This is a genomic window from Lysinibacillus sphaericus OT4b.31 (assembly GCF_000392615.1).
Lineage (GTDB): Bacteria > Bacillota > Bacilli > Bacillales_A > Planococcaceae > Lysinibacillus > Lysinibacillus sphaericus_B.
In genome coordinates, this window is record NZ_KB933398.1 from 1,810,900 (window position 1) to 1,829,700 (window position 18,801).

17 protein-coding genes and 1 pseudogene are annotated in these 18,801 nt (G+C 40.2%); 16 read left to right on the forward strand and 2 right to left on the reverse strand.

Features of this window, described 5'->3' with window-relative positions; translation table 11 throughout:
- The first annotated feature begins 9 nt into the window (after positions 1–9).
- The 7 genes from H131_RS08260 to H131_RS08290 all read left to right on the forward strand — a co-directional run bounded on the left by H131_RS08260 (position 10) and on the right by H131_RS08290 (position 6,826).
- Positions 10–1,260 carry a thymidine phosphorylase gene (locus H131_RS08260; protein ID WP_010858644.1) on the forward strand — a complete coding sequence of 417 codons (1,251 nt, stop codon included), beginning with the start codon at positions 10–12 and terminating at the stop codon, positions 1,258–1,260.
- Between the two features lie 412 nt (positions 1,261–1,672).
- The gene (gene spoIIAA / locus H131_RS08265; RefSeq protein WP_010858645.1) at positions 1,673–2,026 is read left to right on the forward strand and encodes an anti-sigma F factor antagonist; all 354 of its coding nucleotides are present in this window, start codon (positions 1,673–1,675) and stop codon (positions 2,024–2,026) included.
- Positions 2,019–2,459 carry an anti-sigma F factor gene (gene spoIIAB / locus H131_RS08270; protein WP_010858646.1) on the forward strand — a complete coding sequence of 147 codons (441 nt, stop codon included), beginning with the start codon at positions 2,019–2,021 and terminating at the stop codon, positions 2,457–2,459. Before spoIIAA ends, spoIIAB begins: the two co-directional genes overlap by 8 nt.
- Before the next feature lie 10 nt (positions 2,460–2,469).
- Positions 2,470–3,261, forward strand: coding sequence for an RNA polymerase sporulation sigma factor SigF (sigF, locus tag H131_RS08275; RefSeq protein ID WP_010858647.1), 792 nt, complete (start codon positions 2,470–2,472; stop codon positions 3,259–3,261).
- Positions 3,262–3,276: 15 nt separating this feature from the next.
- A complete protein-coding gene (locus H131_RS08280; RefSeq protein WP_010858648.1) occupies positions 3,277–4,719 on the forward strand; it encodes a spore germination protein in 1,443 nt (480 codons plus the stop codon).
- A 215-nt stretch (positions 4,720–4,934) separates the two neighbouring features.
- Positions 4,935–6,254 (forward strand): diaminopimelate decarboxylase, encoded by a 1,320-nt coding sequence (gene lysA, locus H131_RS08285; protein ID WP_010858649.1) that lies wholly within the window; start codon positions 4,935–4,937, stop codon positions 6,252–6,254.
- Positions 6,255–6,454: 200 nt separating this feature from the next.
- The gene (locus tag H131_RS08290; RefSeq protein WP_010858650.1) at positions 6,455–6,826 is read left to right on the forward strand and encodes a GNAT family N-acetyltransferase; all 372 of its coding nucleotides are present in this window, start codon (positions 6,455–6,457) and stop codon (positions 6,824–6,826) included.
- Between the two features lie 213 nt (positions 6,827–7,039).
- On the opposite strand, the pseudogene H131_RS23040 reads toward H131_RS08290, so the two are convergent.
- Together H131_RS23040 and H131_RS08300 are read right to left on the reverse strand one after the other, a co-directional pair.
- Positions 7,040–7,338 (reverse strand): annotated as a pseudogene (locus H131_RS23040) (IS5/IS1182 family transposase); the annotation flags it as partial.
- Positions 7,339–7,821: 483 nt separating this feature from the next.
- Positions 7,822–8,325 (reverse strand): DUF309 domain-containing protein, encoded by a 504-nt coding sequence (locus H131_RS08300; RefSeq protein ID WP_010858652.1) that lies wholly within the window; start codon positions 8,323–8,325, stop codon positions 7,822–7,824.
- A 169-nt stretch (positions 8,326–8,494) separates the two neighbouring features.
- Between H131_RS08300 and H131_RS08305 the strand changes: the two genes are divergently transcribed.
- From H131_RS08305 to H131_RS08345, 9 genes are all read left to right on the forward strand, one after another.
- Positions 8,495–9,274: a segregation/condensation protein A gene (locus H131_RS08305; protein ID WP_010858653.1), complete on the forward strand. Its 780-nt coding sequence runs from the start codon at positions 8,495–8,497 to the stop codon at positions 9,272–9,274.
- On the forward strand, positions 9,246–9,839 hold the full coding sequence (scpB, locus tag H131_RS08310) for an SMC-Scp complex subunit ScpB (protein ID WP_010858654.1): 594 nt from the start codon (positions 9,246–9,248) through the stop codon (positions 9,837–9,839). Before H131_RS08305 ends, scpB begins: the two co-directional genes overlap by 29 nt.
- Positions 9,840–10,054: 215 nt before the next feature.
- Positions 10,055–11,125: a D-alanyl-D-alanine carboxypeptidase family protein gene (locus tag H131_RS08315; RefSeq protein ID WP_051112139.1), complete on the forward strand. Its 1,071-nt coding sequence runs from the start codon at positions 10,055–10,057 to the stop codon at positions 11,123–11,125.
- 451 nt (positions 11,126–11,576) lie between these two features.
- A complete protein-coding gene (locus H131_RS08320) occupies positions 11,577–12,308 on the forward strand; it encodes a pseudouridine synthase (RefSeq protein ID WP_010858656.1) in 732 nt (243 codons plus the stop codon).
- A gap of 366 nt (positions 12,309–12,674) precedes the next feature.
- The gene (resA, locus tag H131_RS08325; protein ID WP_010858657.1) at positions 12,675–13,208 is read left to right on the forward strand and encodes a thiol-disulfide oxidoreductase ResA; all 534 of its coding nucleotides are present in this window, start codon (positions 12,675–12,677) and stop codon (positions 13,206–13,208) included.
- Positions 13,209–13,221: 13 nt separating this feature from the next.
- Positions 13,222–14,895, forward strand: a complete 1,674-nt coding sequence (gene resB / locus H131_RS08330; RefSeq protein ID WP_010858658.1) for a cytochrome c biogenesis protein ResB — start codon at positions 13,222–13,224, stop codon at positions 14,893–14,895.
- Positions 14,892–16,073, forward strand: a complete 1,182-nt coding sequence (gene ccsB / locus H131_RS08335) for a c-type cytochrome biogenesis protein CcsB (RefSeq protein ID WP_036129992.1) — start codon at positions 14,892–14,894, stop codon at positions 16,071–16,073. Before resB ends, ccsB begins: the two co-directional genes overlap by 4 nt.
- A gap of 114 nt (positions 16,074–16,187) precedes the next feature.
- Positions 16,188–16,904, forward strand: coding sequence for a response regulator transcription factor (locus tag H131_RS08340; RefSeq protein WP_010858660.1), 717 nt, complete (start codon positions 16,188–16,190; stop codon positions 16,902–16,904).
- Positions 16,897–18,669: an ATP-binding protein gene (locus H131_RS08345; RefSeq protein ID WP_010858661.1), complete on the forward strand. Its 1,773-nt coding sequence runs from the start codon at positions 16,897–16,899 to the stop codon at positions 18,667–18,669. Before H131_RS08340 ends, H131_RS08345 begins: the two co-directional genes overlap by 8 nt.
- Positions 18,670–18,801: the final 132 nt, after the last annotated feature.

Consider the following 18,801-nt stretch of genomic DNA (forward strand, 5'->3'; position numbering starts at 1 on the left):
GATTTTCGTATGAATATGACGCAGCTGTTTGAAAAGAAAAAGCAAGGCGAAGAGCTTACGCAAGCTGAAATAAACTACTTTGTAGAAGGCTACACAACAGGTTCTATTCCTGATTATCAAGCGAGTTCCCTACTAATGGCCATTCGTTTAATTGGCATGACGGATGAAGAAACATTTTATTTAACAAAGGCCATGATTGACTCAGGTGATGTGATCGATCTAACATCCATTGACGGCTTTAAAATTGATAAGCACTCCACAGGCGGTGTGGGTGATAAAGTAACGCTTATCGTGACACCAATTATTGCTTCACTAGGTATTCCTGTAGCGAAGTTTAGTGGCAAAGGCTTAGGTATTACTGGCGGTACAATCGATAAATTAGAAGCTATTCGAGGCTTTAAAACGGAGCTTTCGTCACAGGAGTTTATCGATAATGTCAATAAACATAAAATTGCGGTTGCAGGTCAAACAGGTAATCTTGTACCTGCCGACAAAAAACTCTATGCATTACGAGATGTGACTGGTACTGTCGATTCAATTCCTTTAATAGCCGCATCGATTATGAGCAAAAAAATTGCAAGTGGTGCAGATGGTATCGTGCTAGATGTGAAATGTGGCTCAGGTGCGTTTATGAAGACGGAAGAAGAAGCGAAGAAATTAGCAGATGCGATGACAGCAATTGGCGAAAAGCTAGGGCGTAAAGTAGTCGCGCACATTAGTGATATGGATAATCCGTTAGGGAAAATGATTGGTAATAAGCTTGAAGTAGTGGAGGCACATTCATTGCTTAGTGGTCGCATGGGCGAAACACACACAGATTTACTTGAGGAATGCATCATTATTTCTTCTCTCATGTATCAAGTGGCAGCTGGAGAGGATGAAGCGGCGGCAACTGCTGCTGTCAAGCGCGTGTTAGAGGATGGCTCTGCTGTGGCAAAATTTGAGGAATTTATCGTGGCGCAGGGCGGTGATTTAGCAGATATCATTCAAAATGACACAGCCAATAAGGTGGCTGTGAAAGCCACTACTAACGGCGTTGTAGAAACGATTAATGCTTTATTAATCGGTGAGGCAAGTGTTGCACTAGGCGCAGGGCGTTTAACGAAGGAATCTACACTCGATTATGATGCAGGCATTCAACTTGTGGCAAAAAAAGGCGATGCTGTGAAGTCAGGCGAAACCCTTGCTTATTTATATTCAAATCGTGAAATTGATGAAGAAACAATCAATAAAGTACAGAAAGCCTATTCAATTGCATAACTAATATTGAACGAGAACTCTTCTTAACTTAGAAGGGTTCTCTTTTTTTGTGATTTGACGGTATTCGCTTTTGCTCCGCGAGTTCGCGGGTAAAAGGCACTCTTCGCGGGAATTTACCCTAATTTCGCGGGTAAACAGTCTCCCTCTACAGGTATTTCACAGTTCTTTAAAAGTCTTCTTTCCTTCATTAATATCAATCCTTGAACGCAATGAAAACAAACCTCAAGACCAGTGTGCACGCAAAATGTGTGACCTACGTTTAAAAAAAATTCATTTATCCCATACTGCACATAACCTAAAAAGCCATAAGTATGTCGATTTGACACTATTTCGGAAGACTTTGCACTAGTTCTGTCAGTTGCAAGGATTCACAGCATAGAACGGAGAATTGCACGAGGAGGAGGCGATGTTCATGCATTTTCAATTTGAAATGGTAACAAGAGAGACAGTAGTTATACGTTTATATGGGGAGCTCGATCATCATGCAGTAGAACAAATTCGAGCAAAAATTTCATCAGCGATTTTTCAAGGTGCGGTATCGACTATCATTTGGAACTTAGAAGGACTGTCCTTTATGGATAGTTCGGGAGTCGGCTTAGTGCTGGGGCGAATGCGTGAGTTAGAGGCTGTCGCAGGACGAACGATTTTATTGAATCCATCGCCGACAATGCGAAAAGTATTCCAGTTTTCAGGCTTAGGTCCGTGGATGATGGATGCAACCGAAGAAGAGGCGATTGAGCGAGTAAGGGGGATTGTAAATGGATAACGAAATGACATTAACTTTTTTAGCAATTAGTGAGAATGAAGGCTTGGCACGTGTTGCTGTGACAGGCTTTATCGCACAATTAGATCCAACGATTGATGAGCTATCGGAATTTAAAACGGTTGTCTCGGAGGCTGTTTCTAATGCCATTATTCATGGTTATGAAGAGGATGGTAAGGGTGTTGTTACAGTTCATGCAAAACGTGAGGACGATATTGTAACCGTGTCTGTTATGGATAACGGAATGGGTATAGAGGATGTGAGTCGTGCGATGGAACCGTTGTTTACAACGAAAAGCGCGATGGAGCGTTCGGGTATGGGCTTTACAATTATGGATAGTTTTTCTGATCAGTTGACAGTTATGTCTAAGTGGCAAGAAGGTACAACTGTAACGTTTACGAAGAAATTTTACTCGGTTCGTACAGCGGTCATGTGAGGATGCGAACATGAAGCCACTAGAACAGTCGTCCGATAAGCTATTGTCACAGGAAGAAATGCGTGAATTAATTGCGCTTTCACAGCAGGGCGATCATGAGGCTCGTAAACGAATGATTGAAGGGAATACGAGGCTTGTGTGGTCCATCGTCCAACGCTTTACAACAAGGGGCGTAGAGCTCGAGGATTTATTTCAAATTGGCTGCATTGGGCTCATGAAGTCGGTAGATAAATTCGATTTAACGTATGATGTGAAGTTTTCAACATATGCGGTACCGATGATTATCGGAGAAATTCAGCGTTTTCTAAGGGATGATGGCATGGTGAAGGTTAGCCGTTCCATACGGGAGCTCAACTTTAAAATTCGCCATGCAACCGATGAGTTTATCAAGAACAATGAACATCCGCCGACTATTCAGGAATTAGCACAGGTACTAGGTGTCACGGCTGAAGAAATTGTGACAGCTTCTGATGCCCTAAGGGATCCCGCTTCCTTACATGAGCAATTGTATGAGAGTGAAGGGGATTCCATCACCTTAATGGACCAAATGAAGGATGAAAAATCCGAGCAGCCGTTTGACTATATACCGTTAAAAGAAGTGCTCACACGACTTGATCCAAGAGAGCAATCCATTATTTATTTACGTTATTTTTCTGATTGCACGCAAACAGAAATTGCAAATCGGCTAGGTATTTCGCAAGTGCAAGTATCACGTTTAGAGAAAAAGATACTGGCACAATTAAAGAGCTGGATGGCCACAAGTGCCACAGTCGAGGAGTACGTAGTTAAAAAAGACATCTAAGAAAATGGTGACAGCATGACAAATAAACTATTTAGCAGCTTAGAAGAAGCCGAAGATTTTCTTAAAGAGCAATTTGGAGACGGCGAATCATTTGACGTAGGCATCAAACATTTATTTGTCAAAGATTTGCCGGTCCTTTGTGCCTATATAAGTGGACTGGTGGATGGAGAAGCGTTAACGCAATTACTTTCAAGTATGTTGCCTGATGAAGAGGTAGACATAGAAGATGAGAAGGAATATTTTGAAGCCTACTTCAATTTTCATGGCCGTTCTGAGGAAACAGAGCGCAAAGCCTATTTGTTGGCCATTTTAAGTGGGCAAGTAACATTTATAACGAAAAGTGGTTTCTGTTATGTTGCAGAACTTCGAAATTATCCAGGGCGTTCACCAGAAGAACCTGATAATGAAAAGGTTATCCGTGGTTCAAGGGATGGCTTTATTGAAGGGATTTCACAAAATACGGCTTTAATTCGTCGGCGAATTCGCAATAGTAATTTACGTTTCGAGCTACATAAAATATCCAAAATCGGCCAAACGGATGTCGCACTGGCGTTTATGAAGGATATTGCGAATGATGAAATACTCGAAAAGTTACGACAGCGTCTCGGACAAATTAATCATGATGGCCTCACAATGGCTGATAAATCACTAGAAGAGTGGCTATTTAAGCAAAAGTTCCACCCAGTTCCATTCGTACGTTATACAGAACGTCCTGACATTGCAGCAGCGCATTTACTTGAAGGGCATGTTGCTATTTTGGTGGATACCTCACCATCTGTTATTTTAGTCCCGACAACGGTTTTTCATTTACTACAGCATGCTGAGGAGTACAGGCAGGCACCTGCTGTAGGGACATTTATCCGATTTATGCGCTATTTCGGTACGATAATGGGTTTACTATTATTGCCTTTGTGGTATTTATTTGTAACAAATGAATCATTATTACCTGAATCACTTTCATTTTTAGGTGCTGAAGAAAAATCTCATGTGCCGATTTTACTGCAAGTGCTTATTGCAGATATTGGGATTGAATATTTGAGGATGGCCGCCATTCACACCCCGTCTCCTTTATCCACTGCGATGGGTTTAGTTGCGGGTGTAGCTATTGGTCAAATTGCGATTGATGTTGGCCTATTTTCATCAGAAGTTGTGTTATATACGGCTGTATCGGCCATTCTTACGTTTATTATTCCGTCCTATGAGTTAAGTATTTCTATCAAGCTTTTGCGGTTAGTGTTGTTAATTATGACAGGTATTTGGGGTGCAGATGGTCTATTTATTGGATTTTTTATTTTATTTACGTATTTATGTTCACTGCGTCCATTACAAGCGCCATATTTATGGCCACTTATCCCGTTCTTCCCAAATGCGATGCTTCGTGTCCTTGTCCGTTTCCCAATGACAGCCGATGCACTAAGACCTTATATCGTCGCTTCCAAACAGCGAAAAAGGTCATAGGAGCCGTTGCACTCGTTTTTTTCATATGATAAAGTTCTCATATAGTATTTTGTGATTTTTGCAAAAATTATCTTTATTCAATAGATGTTTTTGCGTGCGAAGGCAAAGTCTCAGCATATATTATAAATTGTGCTAGCATAATTCATAATTTAGACGCAATGACGCCGGACCGCATTGATCACAGGATGGAACGATGTGAAAAGGGAGAGATGCACATGCATTTATATGGAACACAAGCGATTTCTGAAGATGGTCATTTAACAATCGGACAGGTAGACACACTAGAGCTTGCGAAAGAATACGGTACACCATTATTTGTGTACGATACGGCGCTTATTCGTAAACGTGCCCGCTGCTTTATAGATACGTTTAAAAAACTAGGTGTAAAAGCAGAAGTAGCTTATGCTTCAAAAGCATTTGCATGTGTGGCTGTGTATCAATTAGCGGCAGAGGAAAATCTATCATTGGATGTTGTCTCAGGTGGAGAATTATTTACAGCGTTAAAAGCTGGATTCCCAGCTGAGCGCATTCATTTCCATGGTAATAATAAAAGCATTGAAGAATTAGAGCTAGCTTTTAACTCGAAAATTGGTTGTATCGTCGTGGATAACTTCTACGAAATCCAGCTTTTAAAAGAAATTTCAGAGCGCCGTCAGCAAAAAATGCGCATTTTATTGCGTGTTACACCAGGTGTTGAGGCACATACTCATGATTTCATTACGACAGGACAGGCGGATTCTAAATTTGGCTTTGACTTAAATAATGGTCAGGCAGATGAAGCATTCCAGCAAACATTTAATCATGAATACTTAGAGCTTCTGGGCTTGCACTGCCATATTGGCTCTCAAATTTTCGATACAGCTGGCTTTGGCTTAGCAGGTGAAAAATTAATCAATAAAATTTCTGATTGGCACAAGGCTCACGATTTTACTTGTACTGTGTTAAACTTAGGTGGGGGCTTTGGTATTCGTTACACAGAGGAAGATGCACCGCTTGAGCCACAAGTATATGTAGAGGATATGATTACAGTTGTAAAAAACAAAGCAACTGTACTTGGTCTAACTATGCCTGAAATTTGGATTGAGCCAGGTCGTTCACTTGTTGGCGACGCAGGGACATCACTTTATACAATCGGTTCACAAAAAACAGTACCAGATGTGCGCAAGTATATTGCGGTCGATGGCGGGATGAGTGACAATATTCGTCCAGCGCTATATGATGCAAAGTACGAGGCAGTTATTGCCAGTAAAGCACATGAACCGAAAAGTGAGACGTACACAGTTGCTGGGAAGCTATGTGAATCAGGCGATAAATTAATCATCGATGCAAAACTTCAAGATGCAGCTTCTGGCGATGTACTAGCAATCTTCTGTACAGGCGCGTATGGATACTCAATGGCGAGTAACTACAATCGTGTTCCACGTCCAGCGGTGGTATTTGCTGAAAATGGCAAGCACCAATTAGCGATTAAACGTGAAAGTTATGAAGATATTGTACAAAACGACCTCCCGCTAACGTTAAAAAAGGGTGAGTAGAATTTGAGAAAAAATAAATGGGTATTACTTGCGTCCATTTCAACTTTTATTTTGTTGTGGGGCGTTGTTTATTGGGTGTTAGCTTCAAAAGGTATTCTCGGACCTGGTTCGTAAGACAGAAATTGACTTGCGGTAAAAGTACAAATCGTGTAGGATAGTCAAAGATTATGTACAGCTAGAAAAAGAGGGAATAGACAAATATGTTAATTCGATATAAAAAAGCTTTCGAGAAAATAGCGATGGGGCTACTCTCGTTTATGCCTAACGAAAAAGACATAAAAAAGCTCACTGAGACAATCCAATCTTATGAAAATAATGATAATTGGGTGTTATATTTATGGAAAAAAAATGAAGAATATGTGGGGATCGTTGGTCTTGTAACAGACAATGATACAGCAACAGTTCAACATGTTTCCGTAATCCCTTCTTACAGAGGAGAGGGCGTAGCGAAGGAAATGCTACAAGAAGTGGCAGAACTTGGCCAATACGCAAATGTGCGCGCAACTGATGAAACACGTGAATTTGTTCAAAAATGTATACAATGTAATGATGAAAAAGCAGACGAGTGTTAACGTCTGCTCAGATTGACGACAAAAGGTATTCGGGAATGATCACATTCCGAATACCTTTTGAAATTTTTATCAGAAATATTCGTTACAAATAACCCCTATTAACAAGAGTAGTATGCTACAGCAAGCATGTCCAATTAGCTAACTTCTTCCAACTCATGGCAGCTAAAGTAAGCATCGCCTGAATGGACAATTTTGTAAATCCCTCGAAAGGTTGTCCAACGTACTCACCTTAATTTCTTTCATTTCTTCTTTTTCAATCGGCTCTGGTGAAAAAAGTTTCTTTCCATGGTCCACTCGGTCTTGATTCAGCTCTTCTTGACGTTTTGCCTCATATGTACGCGTTTCCTTACGCACGATTTTCTTTTCAAATTGACGCTTGTTCGCACGCGCTTTCACATGTGTCGAATCAATAAAGACATGGTCAGCGCTCAATAATCCTTAATCAGCAATTTCTTTTAAGATGCGATAGAAAATCTAGCTGAGTCTTGAAAGCGACGTTCATAATTTTTACCGATAGACGTACACTAGTTGATTGAATCGCATACGTTGAAGGCCACGCAGGAGCGAAGCGACGAGGAGACTGAAGCCGTGCCCGCGAAAAGCGTCCGCCGTAGCGGAAAGCAACAGCTTCATAAAGACACTTCTATTTTAAAAGAAAAAAGACTGTAAACATTAGGTATTTTCGAGATCTGAGATGCTACTAATGGATATAAAAAAGTAAAATCAATAGCAGTTGTTCGTCCTCCTATCCATCATCTCAATCATTTATAGAGGGTCACTTGTAGTTGGAGCGCAGGCGGCGACTTCTGCGGGAATCGCATGCGCTGAAGGCCCCGCAGGAGCGTAGCGACGAGGAGACTGAAGCCGTTGCCCGCGAAAAGCGTCCGCCGTAGCGGAAAGCAACTGCTTCATATAGATACTTGTATTTGAAAACAAAAAAATGTAGACAAACTACTCAAAAAATTGAGTTTGTCTACAGTCTGAGCAGACGAGCATTAACGTCTGCTTTTTCTTTGTTTACTTTCTTGTCGCTCAGCAAGAATATGTGAGCGATCACGTAGCATATGTTTATGAAGAAGATAGTCGTGATTATTTGACGGTAAAAGTTGTATACGTACAACGGTTAGTTCTTGCAATGTTGGGCTGATCGGTAGTTGAAAAGCTTGAAAGGACTTGCCCTTTTGAATAGTAGCGATTGTTTCCTTTAGTAGTGTGAGAAGCTTTTCATAGTCAATTTCAGTAACAAAAATATGACCAACATTGTCCTGAAGATTATGCAATGATTTTTGCAGGATTCGAACTGCGCCAGTAAAGTTGCCACGTCGCCAATGATAGAGACCAGTTGCGAGCTGTACATAACCAACAAGTGGATGGTTTTTATCACCTGGAGCAATGTCTTTCCAATACTCCTCTAACACTTCGTGGCATTCGAAATAATCACCATTGCCATTGAAATAGGCACAGTAATCGATAAATAAAGTATGATGCTGTGGATGCATTTTGAACTCCTTTCCACTATACTAAAACGTGAACTTAACTTTATGCAGTTGGTTTTTAGGCACGTATTGCATAAAATTGAAGCTTCCAACTGATGTCGTAGTTGTTTTTGCTCCGCAAGGACGACAACTAAATGGAGGCGTAATTGAAAGAATGTCAGGGTGGTAAACAATGTCTTATGAAGTAAAATTAGAAGCCTTTTCAGGGCCTCTTGATTTATTATTGCATTTAATTCACAGATTGGAAATTGATATCTATGATATTCCAATGGCTGAAATTACACAACAATATATCGACCATATACATGCTATGCAGGTACTAGAGTTAAATGAGGCGAGTGAGTACTTAGTGATGGCCGCAACGCTGTTGGCCATTAAAAGCCGTATGTTATTACCGATTCATGAAGGAGAGCTAGAGGATGCCGATTTAGAAGTTGACGGACCCGACCCTCGTGAAGAACTTGTACAACGATTAATAGAATATAAGAAATACAAAGAGGCGGCAAGTAACTTGCAAGAGCTTGAGTCCGATCGGGCACAGGTGTTTACGCGACCACCAGCAGACTTATCTGGATTAGCTTCAGATGAGCAAATGGCGTTATTTGATTTGAACGTCAATATTTATGATATGCTCGGGGCTTTTCAAAAGCTGATGCGCAGAAAAAAATTAAAAAAGCCACTAAAGACGACTGTTGCTAGGCAAGAGCGTTCAGTGAGGGATCAAATGCGTTCTGTTGTTCATTCATTACGTTCGACAGGTGGACGTGCGTCATTTTTCGAGCTTTTCCCCTATGAAGATAAGCCAACGCTTATTTTGACGTTTTTATCCTTACTAGAGCTGATGAAACGCCAAGTGGTCATCGTACAGCAGGACGGTAATTTTGAAGAACTAATGGTCACATTACAGAAGGAGGAATGGGATGATGAAGAAAACAATGATACTACAAAGTAGAATAGAAGCTTTATTATTTGTCGTTGGAGATGATGGCTTAACTATAAAGCAATTAGCGCAACTATTGAGTGAGGCAGAAGAATTTGTTGCACAAACAATGGAATCACTGCGTACAACATACGACGAAGATTCGGCTAGAGGCATTACCATAAAAGAAATTGCAGGGGTGTATCAGTTAACGACAAAGCATGAGCTAGCTGATACAATTCAAAGATTAGTAGAGAATCCAACAGCGCAATCATTATCCCAGGCCTCACTTGAGGTATTGGCTATTGTGGCATATAAGCAACCAATCCCACGCGTTGCTATTGAGGATTTACGCGGCGTGAAATGTGAGCGACCATTGCAAACACTGGCCTCAAGAGGGCTTGTCAAAGAGGTAGGCCGTTCAGAAGGAACAGGACGTGCCATTTTATATGGCACAACAAAAGAGTTCTTAAACTACTTTGGTTTAAATAGTATTGAAGAAATGCCTCCTTTACCTGAGGAGGAACAAGGTGAAACAGAGCAAGAAACCGATTTATTTATGACGAAATTCCAAGAAACATTTAGTGGCGTAAAGTAACGTTAGAAAAAAGGCATAGTGCTCCGTTATCTTCTACAAGCGTTGACCACAAAAATGGTTGTTATGAGGAAATGATCTTTTGTGTTGAGCACCCAAAGTGAGTGTAAGTTCTTTTACTTTCATACGAAATTCTATAGGACCTCAGGTAGATGTGCTTTGATTTAAACTGAAAATAAGAACCAATAATTTCAAATCATTTAATAAGGAGTGGCTCGTTGCTTCGGTTAGTACGTCTTATGGTGTTGATGTTGTTAGTGGGGTTTTTGATGTTTCCGGCAACCGGTGTGGCAAGAGGTGGTAGCGGACATGTCGTCTTGGATGGTGATACTGGTCGTGTTTTAAAAGGTGTAAATAGTGATGCACGACTGCCGATCGCAAGCTTAACAAAAATTTGGACGGCACTTGTCGCTATTGAAAATAGTGACCTTCAAGATGAGGTGGTAATATCACCGAACGCTGCGATGGCTGAGGGATCATCCATTTACTTGCAGGCAGGTGAAACAGTTACTGTAGAAACACTGTTACATGGTTTAATGTTACGTTCAGGCAATGATGCGGCAACTGCATTAGCCGAGCACGTAGGTGGATCTGTTGAAGGATTTGTACGTTTAATGAACGAACGAGCTCTGATTGCCGGTCTCACGAATACAGTTTTTATGAATCCGTCTGGTTTACATCATGACCAGCATTTATCATCTGCGAGGGATACGGCTGAAATGTTACGGGTTGCACTTCAAAATAAAACCTTTGAAAAGATTGCTTCAACGGTCTTATATCGAGCAAATACAGTAAATGGCATGTTGTGGGAAAATAAACATCGGTTACTACGAGAAGGTTCAGGGGTTGCAACTGAAATAGATGACGAGGCAGAGCAGCCTGTCAGTTCATTGAAATCTGCAACAGGTTCTGCCTTTGCAGGAAAGACTGGCTTTACAAAGGTAGCAGGACGCACACTCGCAACCGCCTTTCAAAAGGACGGGCAAACCTGTATCGTTGTCACATTAAATGAATCGGATGACTGGAATATACACCGAGGTTTAGCCAATTCAGTGTGGCAAAATTACAACATGGAGACGGTTGTGAAGAAGGGCAAATATAATGTGAACGATAAACTGGCCATTCGTTTAGAGCAACCGATTCGTTTGCAGTTAAACAAAGAGGAAAAAGCGGCAGTAAGGCAAGTGCTACAGGTTTCTAGAAAACGCAAGGAAGCTGTACTTTCCATTTTTATCGGCGAAGAACGTATTTATGCAACTCCTGTAATTGTAGAATCAGCGGATCGTTAAAAGCGATGCGCTGTTTTTTTAATTCCTCTCAAACGTAATGGCACCCTCATTGAAAATAAATTTGCTCCAAAATGAATAATCTTGAACAGTTACCATAGTGGTGGCTTTTTTGCAGTGAATGCTATTTCGCAGGCCATTCATTTTTTAACGGTGCTTTTCACAATAAAAATTAGCCTATTTACGACAGCAATGTGTTAAAGCATCTTTCGATATAAATGGAAAAACAAGGGGAATATAGATCAACGTCAACTACAAATTAGAGAGAAACCAGTAAATGATAAACTATTTCGAATACTCGTATTACTTGTGTATAATTAGTTTTCCTTTAATAATGAACAAAAGTATGACATAATTTTCACAGATTAACGGGAAAAATAACCTTATGCTTTATATGAATGAAAGTGAAGGTTTTTGGCGGATGCCAAGGTGAATTTAAACTAGAGGTGAAACAATGGAAAGATTACAAAAGGTCATTGCTTATGCAGGTGTTGCATCAAGGCGTAAAGCGGAGCAATTGATAGTAGAAGGTAAAGTAAAGGTCAACGGTGTTGTGGTACGTGAGCTTGGCACAAAGGTGGCTAACTCAGATACAATTGAGGTTGAAGGCGTAAAACTTGAAAAAGAGGATAAAGTATATTATTTACTCTATAAACCACGCGGTACGATTTCAGCTGTGACGGACGATAAAGGACGCAAAACTGTCACAGATTTATTTAAGCATATTCCGCAACGTATTTTTCCAGTAGGACGTCTTGATTATGATACATCTGGGTTATTGCTATTGACAAATGATGGTGAATTTTCCTATATGTTGACACATCCTAAGTTTAAAATTGACAAAACGTACATTGCACGTGTCAAAGGTGTGCCAACAATCGAAGGCTTAAAAAAGCTACAGCGTGGTATTCAGTTAGAGGATGGCAAAACAGCGCCAGCGAAAGTGAGTATGACATCTTTTGACGAGCAAGCGGGTAAGGCAATTTGTGAAATTACTATTCATGAAGGGCGTAACCGCCAAGTACGTCGCATGTTCGAGGCAATCGGTACACCTGTTGTCAAGCTGAAACGTGAGCGCTTTGCCTTTTTAGATCTTTATGCCCTAACACCAGGAGAATACCGTGAATTGTCCAAGCATGAAGTGAAGCAACTACGTGTGTTAGCTGAAACTGGACAGCTCGGCTAAATGAACATTTGATGAAGAAAGTGAACATACCGCTATACGTATAGTGTGTTTTTCACTTTCTTTGTGGTGAAAACGTTCATAAATCATTCATAATAAATAGCTAAGCTAATTTGTATCATTTTGCTATAATAGGTGAGAATAGTACACCTTATTTAATTTCGTCCAGCATCAATGCTGAATAAAATTAAATCCTCGCAGCTGTCACAGATATTTTTTTTGCTAAAAATAGTGGCAGCAGTAATTCTTTAAGACCGAAAGCGAATCGGTAGGTACGTAATTTATAATGTGGACGCGTGTTTTTCAGTGTGAAAGCAAGAGCGTCGGCGGAAATTACTCCGAGGGGTAATTAAGAGGGAGGTTATTAACTTGGAGAAAAAGAAGAAACGTCTCGTAACACGAACAGTTATTTTAGTAATTTTAGCGCTAGCGATTGGTTACACAGTATACGGAACGGCAACAAAGGAGAAAGTAGAGTTAGTAGCAGTTGGCTCTGAAGCACCAGACTTCACGTTAGTAGATTTAAACGGTGAAAAACATAAACTGTCTGATTATAGAGGACAGGGGGTATTTTTGAACTTCTGGGGAACGTGGTGTAAGCCTTGTGAAAAGGAAATGCCTGCAATGGACAACCAATACCAAATCTATAAAGATCAAGGTGTACAAACGTTAGCTGTGAACATTGCACAAACAGATTTCGAAGTGCAAAGCTTTGTTGATAAATATGAATTATCATTTCCAGTAGTTATCGACAAAACGAAGAGCGTTATGACTGCGTATAACGTCGGAAATTTACCAGCTACCATTATGATTGATCCAGAAGGTAAGGTAGCAAAAATTATTACAGGTGAAATGTCGGAGGCGAATATCGCTTCTTACATGGAATTAGTAAAGCCAGAATAAGGAGTAAATGACGATGGAAAATATCACTTGTGCTTGTGGTCATAGTAACCCATACGGCACGAAGCTATGTGAAAAATGTGGTCGTCCTTTAACTGAAGAAGAAAAGCAAAATAAAGTGGTCGACATGCGATATGATGGTACCGCTATTCGCTCTAAAACTTACAACAAATCGATTGTTGATAAGATTTGGAATTTCTTCTCAAGTGTAAAAGTTGGGATATCGTTAATTATTATCACATTGATTGCTGCTTCAATCGGAACATTACTACCGCAAGAGTTTTACGTAAATGCCTCGGACGTGAACAAAGAGGCTTATTACGAAGACGTATATGGAATATTCGGTAAAGTTTATTATGCATTAGGGCTTTCTGATTTATATAGCTCTTGGTGGTTCCAAATTTTGGTTGGGATGCTTGGCGTATCCATTATTATTGCCAGTCTAGACCGTGGATTACCACTTTATAAGTCATTAAAAAATCAACGTGTCAAACGCCATGAAAGTTTCATGAAGCGTCAGCGTATTGTTGCAGAGGGACAAGTAACAGCAAGCGCAGCAGACACGCTTGATAAGGTTGAAAAGAAAATGACCGAGATGAAATATAATGTTCGACGAGATGGCAGTGCACTTCTTGCAGAAAAAGGTCGTTTTTCTCGTTACGGTCCGTACATAAACCATGTCGGCCTAATTCTCTTTTTAGGCGGGGTTATGCTACGTTTAGTCCCTGGTTTCTATGTCGATGAATCGATATGGGTTCGTGAAGGTGAAACACGTGCAGTTACTGGCATGGACGGTTATTTTATTGAAAATCGTGATTTTATTTTAGAAACACATGATAATACACCACAAGGTGAACAGCTTAAGCAAGGCGTGAATGTTGTTGCGAAAAACTTCCAAACAGATATTACATTATACAAACAACATGAAAACGCGATTGCTGGCGATACAGAAAATCTTGAAAAAGTAAGAGATTATTCGATTCGTGTCAATCACCCATTAAAAGAAGAAGGGTTTGCTGTCTACCAAATGGACTATCGTCTCAACGAATTGAAGCAAATGAATTTTCAATTAATAAATAAAGCAACTGAGCAATCATTTGGTACTGTAGAAATTGATTTAACCAATCCTAAAAAAGAGTATGATTTAGGAAATGGTGTATCTGTAAAACTACTTCTCTACACACCAGACTTCTCTGGGTTTGAAGATGGTGTACCACAAACGGCAACGTCCGTTCCAAATAATCCGGCATTTTTATTTGATATGACGACACCAGAAACACCAGAGGGCGAAACAAGCTTTGTTGAGATAAAAAATACAATTGAGCCACTTGGTGAAAACCAATACAAAATGAAATTTGTAAGTGTGGAAACACGTGATATGTCTGGATTTACAGTTCGTAAAGACCGCACAATTCCTATTTTATTTGTTGGTGGAATTATTTTCATGATTGGTGTAGCTATTGGGTCTTATTGGAATCACCGACGTCTATGGCTACAAGTAGAACCTGATGGTCGTGTGGTAATGGCTGCGCATGTAAACAAAAATATGTTTAGCATGAAAAAAGATTTAGATGCCGTGACTGCCTTTGCTGGTCTACCGCAATATATAGATCAGTTAGAGAAGACAGAAGAAGGCGAACAGTCCACAGATAGTGGCATTAATGAAAAGGAAGGTGACAACACCTTATGAGTTTGATTGACTTAAGTGGAAATCTATTATTTGTTGCATTTATAGCCTATCTAGTGGCAACATTACTGTTCGGTGGTGCGATTAAACAATCGAATGCGACAGGCAATAACACTGATAAATGGGGCAAGCTCGCGATAGTCGTAACAATACTTGGATTCCTTGCACAGCTTAGCTATTTTATTACACGTTGGATTCATACAGGGCATGCGCCTGTAAGTAATATGTTTGAATTTACGACTGCCTTCGGAATGTTCATCGTGGCAGCATTCATTTTAATATACTTTATTTATCGTATGACGGCTCTTGGTTTGGTGGCATTACCTGTAGCATTGTTAATCATTGCTTACGCAGCGATGTTCCCGAATGAAGTTAGTCCACTAGTACCGTCATTGCAAAGTCACTGGTTAACAATTCACGTAATTACTGCCGCTTTAGGACAATCGATACTAGCAATCAGTGCGGTGGCAGGGCTTATATATTTATTAAAAGTGGTTGATGTGAAAAAACCTTCAAAGCAACGCTTCTGGCTTGAAGCGGTCATGTTTGGCATCATCGTTGTTGTTGGCTTTGTGCTTGTCACAACGATATTTAGTGCTATGGATTATGAATCAACGTACACTTATGTAGATAAAGAAGGTAAGGATCGTCAAATTACCTACAATATGCCGCCAATTTTTGGCATGAATGAATTTAAGGCGGTAGAAGAACACGGTATGTCGCCATTAGTGGAAATGCATGGCATTATCAATGCAAAAAAATTAACAACGGTTGTTTGGTCATTGTTAGTAGGTTTAATTCTATACTTATTGATTCGCTTAATTGCACGTCGTCGAATTAGTGCAATATTCCAACCGCTTGTCAAACGAGTAAACTTACAACTACTAGATGAAATCGGTTACCGCTCGGTATTAATTGGTTTCCCAGTCTTCACGTTAGGTGCATTAATCTTTGCGATGATTTGGGCGCAAATTGCGTGGAGTCGCTTCTGGGGTTGGGACCCAAAAGAAGTGTGGGCGCTTATTACATGGCTATTCTATGCAGCATTCCTACACCTACGCCTATCAAAAGGCTGGGAAGGTGAAAGATCTGCCTGGTTAGCATTAATTGGTTTCGGTATTATTCTATTTAACCTCATTGCTGTTAACCTAATTCTTGCAGGTTTACACTCCTACGCGTAAACGGGAAACGAAAAGCCTTTTCGCCGCAGCGAAAGGGCTTTCTTTTCTTTTCAAGACGTAAAGTACCATGTACAATAGAGGGTAGAGAAAGATTGGAAGAGAGGGATCGTGACAGTGTCAGAAAATATTTCAGTATTAGTAGTAGACGACGAGGATCGTATTCGCCGCTTATTAAAAATGTATTTAGAGCGTGAAGGATACCAAGTTGACGAAGCAGAGAATGGTGAAGAAGCGATCGAGAAATCTTTAGAGAAAGAGTATCACTGTATTTTACTTGATATTATGATGCCTGAAAAAGACGGGCTTGAAGTGTGTGCAGAAATCCGAGAGCGTGCTGCAACCCCAATTATCTTATTAACTGCCAAGGGCGAGGAAGCGAATCGAGTGCAAGGTTTCGAGCTTGGTGCAGATGATTATATTGTAAAACCATTTAGTCCTCGTGAGGTTGTTCTACGTGTGAAGGCAATTTTACGCCGCTCACAAGCATTCTCACCGACGACGAGTGCATCTACTTCAAAAGATTTAGTTGTATTCCAACACTTAATGATCGATCATGATGCTCACCGTGTAACGGCAGAGGGCATCGAAGTAAATTTAACACCAAAAGAGTATGAACTACTGTATTTCCTAGCAAAATCTCCAGACAAAGTATTTGACCGTGAACAATTACTTAAAGAAGTTTGGCATTATGATTTCTTTGGGGACCTACGTACAGTTGATACACATGTAAAACGTTTACGTGAAAAGCTCAATCGTGTATCAGAAAACGCTGCGAAAATGATTGTCACAGTTTGGGGCGTTGGTTACAAATTTGAGGTTGTCAATGAATAGAATATGGAATAGTGTTGTCGGGAAGCTATGGGTAACCATATTGCTTCTCGTTTCATTTGTATTATTTGTTTTCACGGTTTTAATGCTTGAATTTCTTCAAAACTATCATATGCAGCAAGCAGAGATTTCACTTCGTCAAACTGCTGCAACAGTCGCGAGTATAGTGGATGATAATGAAACAGCTGAAACGACTTCGGAATTATTAACAGATATTTTACCAGATAGCACGAATGCACTCATTGCAATCAATCATGTCGAAGTATCATTTGCTATGCAAGAGGGCGTCAACAAAAAAGAAATTCAAGATACGATATTAGCCAACAAAACTTTCCATGAAATTTTTCAATCAGATGAACCTGTCATTAAGGAAATGATGATGCCATCCTCAACAGACAAAGATAAAATGGAGTCGTATGTCGTGCTCGGCTTCCCTCTAAATGTGGAAAATGAAGTACACGGTGCAGTCTTTATTTATCAAAGTCCGGATGCACTACATAAAACATCGAAAGAGACGACGAAAATTGTCTTTTTAGCGGCATTTATAGCCTTTGTCTTAACGACATTCTTTGCATTTTTCCTATCTTCACGTATTACTTCGCCATTGCGTAAAATGCGTGAATTGGCCTTTGAAATCTCCAAAGGAAACTTCGAAGCGAAAATGCCTACCACACAAAATGATGAAATTGGTCAGCTCGCCGTTGCTTTTAACCAAATGGGCCGCCAGTTGAAACACAATTTAGAGGTCATCAATCAAGAAAATGAACAATTGTCCAATATCCTGACTTCGATGACGGATGCCGTTATTACGTTTAATCGTGATCGTACAATATTACTGAGCAATCCACCTGCTGAGCGTTTAATGCAAAAATGGTTTATCAATAAGGGTTCACAAAGTGCAAAGCCTATTCCACCTGAATTGTATCATATGCTCGATCATGTACTGATGTTTGAAGATAAGCTTGAAGAGGAAATTGAAATGGATGGGAATTATTACACGTTTACGATTAGCCCGCTCTATAGTGGGGAATTGATACGTGGGGCGGTGGCAGTTATTCGTGATATGACAGAGCAGCATCGTCTAGAAAAGCTGCGATCAGATTTTATTGCCAATGTGTCACATGAGTTACGCACGCCGATTGCGATGCTTCAGGGCTACTCTGAAGCCTTAATGGATGATTTTATTCAAGATCAAGAAGAACGCAATGAAATGACAAAGATTATTTACGATGAATCAAAGCGGATGGGACGTCTAGTTACAGACTTATTGGACCTTGCGCGTATGGAATCTGGACATATGGCGCTCTACAAAGATGAGCTACCCATCAACTCGACATTTGAGCGTATAACGCAAAAATTTGCGCAAGTCGCAAAGGAAAAGCATGTTCAACTAATTTTTGATAGTGAATTTAATGATGATGCCATTATTAGCATAGATGAAGACCGCATTGAGCAAGTGTTAACCAACTTAGTTGATAATGCACTGCGTCATACGGATGAGGGCTCAGTAACAGTGAAAGTGGAGAAGGAGCCAACCTTTGCCAAGATTTCTGTCCAGGATACAGGACATGGTATTCCTCAGGATGACTTACCGTATGTCTTTGAACGTTTCTATAAGGCAGATAAGGCACGTACACGTTCTAAAGGTGGAACAGGACTTGGACTCGCTATTGCTAGAAATATTGTCAAGGCACATTCAGGAACTATTATGGTTGATAGTGTATTAAAAGAAGGTACGACTTTCACGTTTTATTTACCATTCGATTAACTTTTCATTGTGGAATGGGTTAACATCGAAACGGCACATAGATTTGTGCGCAATGGCAGCTACTAATAGTTTATTATAGTGAAAAAACAAAATGGCAATATAGAGATAGATGAAGTGTAACTTCTGTGAAAG

Coding starts and splice junctions, on each gene's coding strand:
- H131_RS08345 (WP_010858661.1), top strand. CDS start 16,897: ATGAATAGAATATGGAATAGTGTTGTCGGGAAGCTATGGGTAACCATA.
- sigF (WP_010858647.1), top strand. CDS start 2,470: ATGAAGCCACTAGAACAGTCGTCCGATAAGCTATTGTCACAGGAAGAA.
- scpB (WP_010858654.1), top strand. CDS start 9,246: ATGAAGAAAACAATGATACTACAAAGTAGAATAGAAGCTTTATTATTT.
- spoIIAA (WP_010858645.1), top strand. CDS start 1,673: ATGCATTTTCAATTTGAAATGGTAACAAGAGAGACAGTAGTTATACGT.
- spoIIAB (WP_010858646.1), top strand. CDS start 2,019: ATGGATAACGAAATGACATTAACTTTTTTAGCAATTAGTGAGAATGAA.
- H131_RS08280 (WP_010858648.1), top strand. CDS start 3,277: ATGACAAATAAACTATTTAGCAGCTTAGAAGAAGCCGAAGATTTTCTT.
- H131_RS08300 (WP_010858652.1), bottom strand. CDS start 8,325: ATGCATCCACAGCATCATACTTTATTTATCGATTACTGTGCCTATTTC.
- H131_RS08320 (WP_010858656.1), top strand. CDS start 11,577: ATGGAAAGATTACAAAAGGTCATTGCTTATGCAGGTGTTGCATCAAGG.
- lysA (WP_010858649.1), top strand. CDS start 4,935: ATGCATTTATATGGAACACAAGCGATTTCTGAAGATGGTCATTTAACA.
- H131_RS08260 (WP_010858644.1), top strand. CDS start 10: ATGAATATGACGCAGCTGTTTGAAAAGAAAAAGCAAGGCGAAGAGCTT.
- resB (WP_010858658.1), top strand. CDS start 13,222: ATGGAAAATATCACTTGTGCTTGTGGTCATAGTAACCCATACGGCACG.
- H131_RS08305 (WP_010858653.1), top strand. CDS start 8,495: ATGTCTTATGAAGTAAAATTAGAAGCCTTTTCAGGGCCTCTTGATTTA.
- H131_RS08290 (WP_010858650.1), top strand. CDS start 6,455: ATGTTAATTCGATATAAAAAAGCTTTCGAGAAAATAGCGATGGGGCTA.
- ccsB (WP_036129992.1), top strand. CDS start 14,892: ATGAGTTTGATTGACTTAAGTGGAAATCTATTATTTGTTGCATTTATA.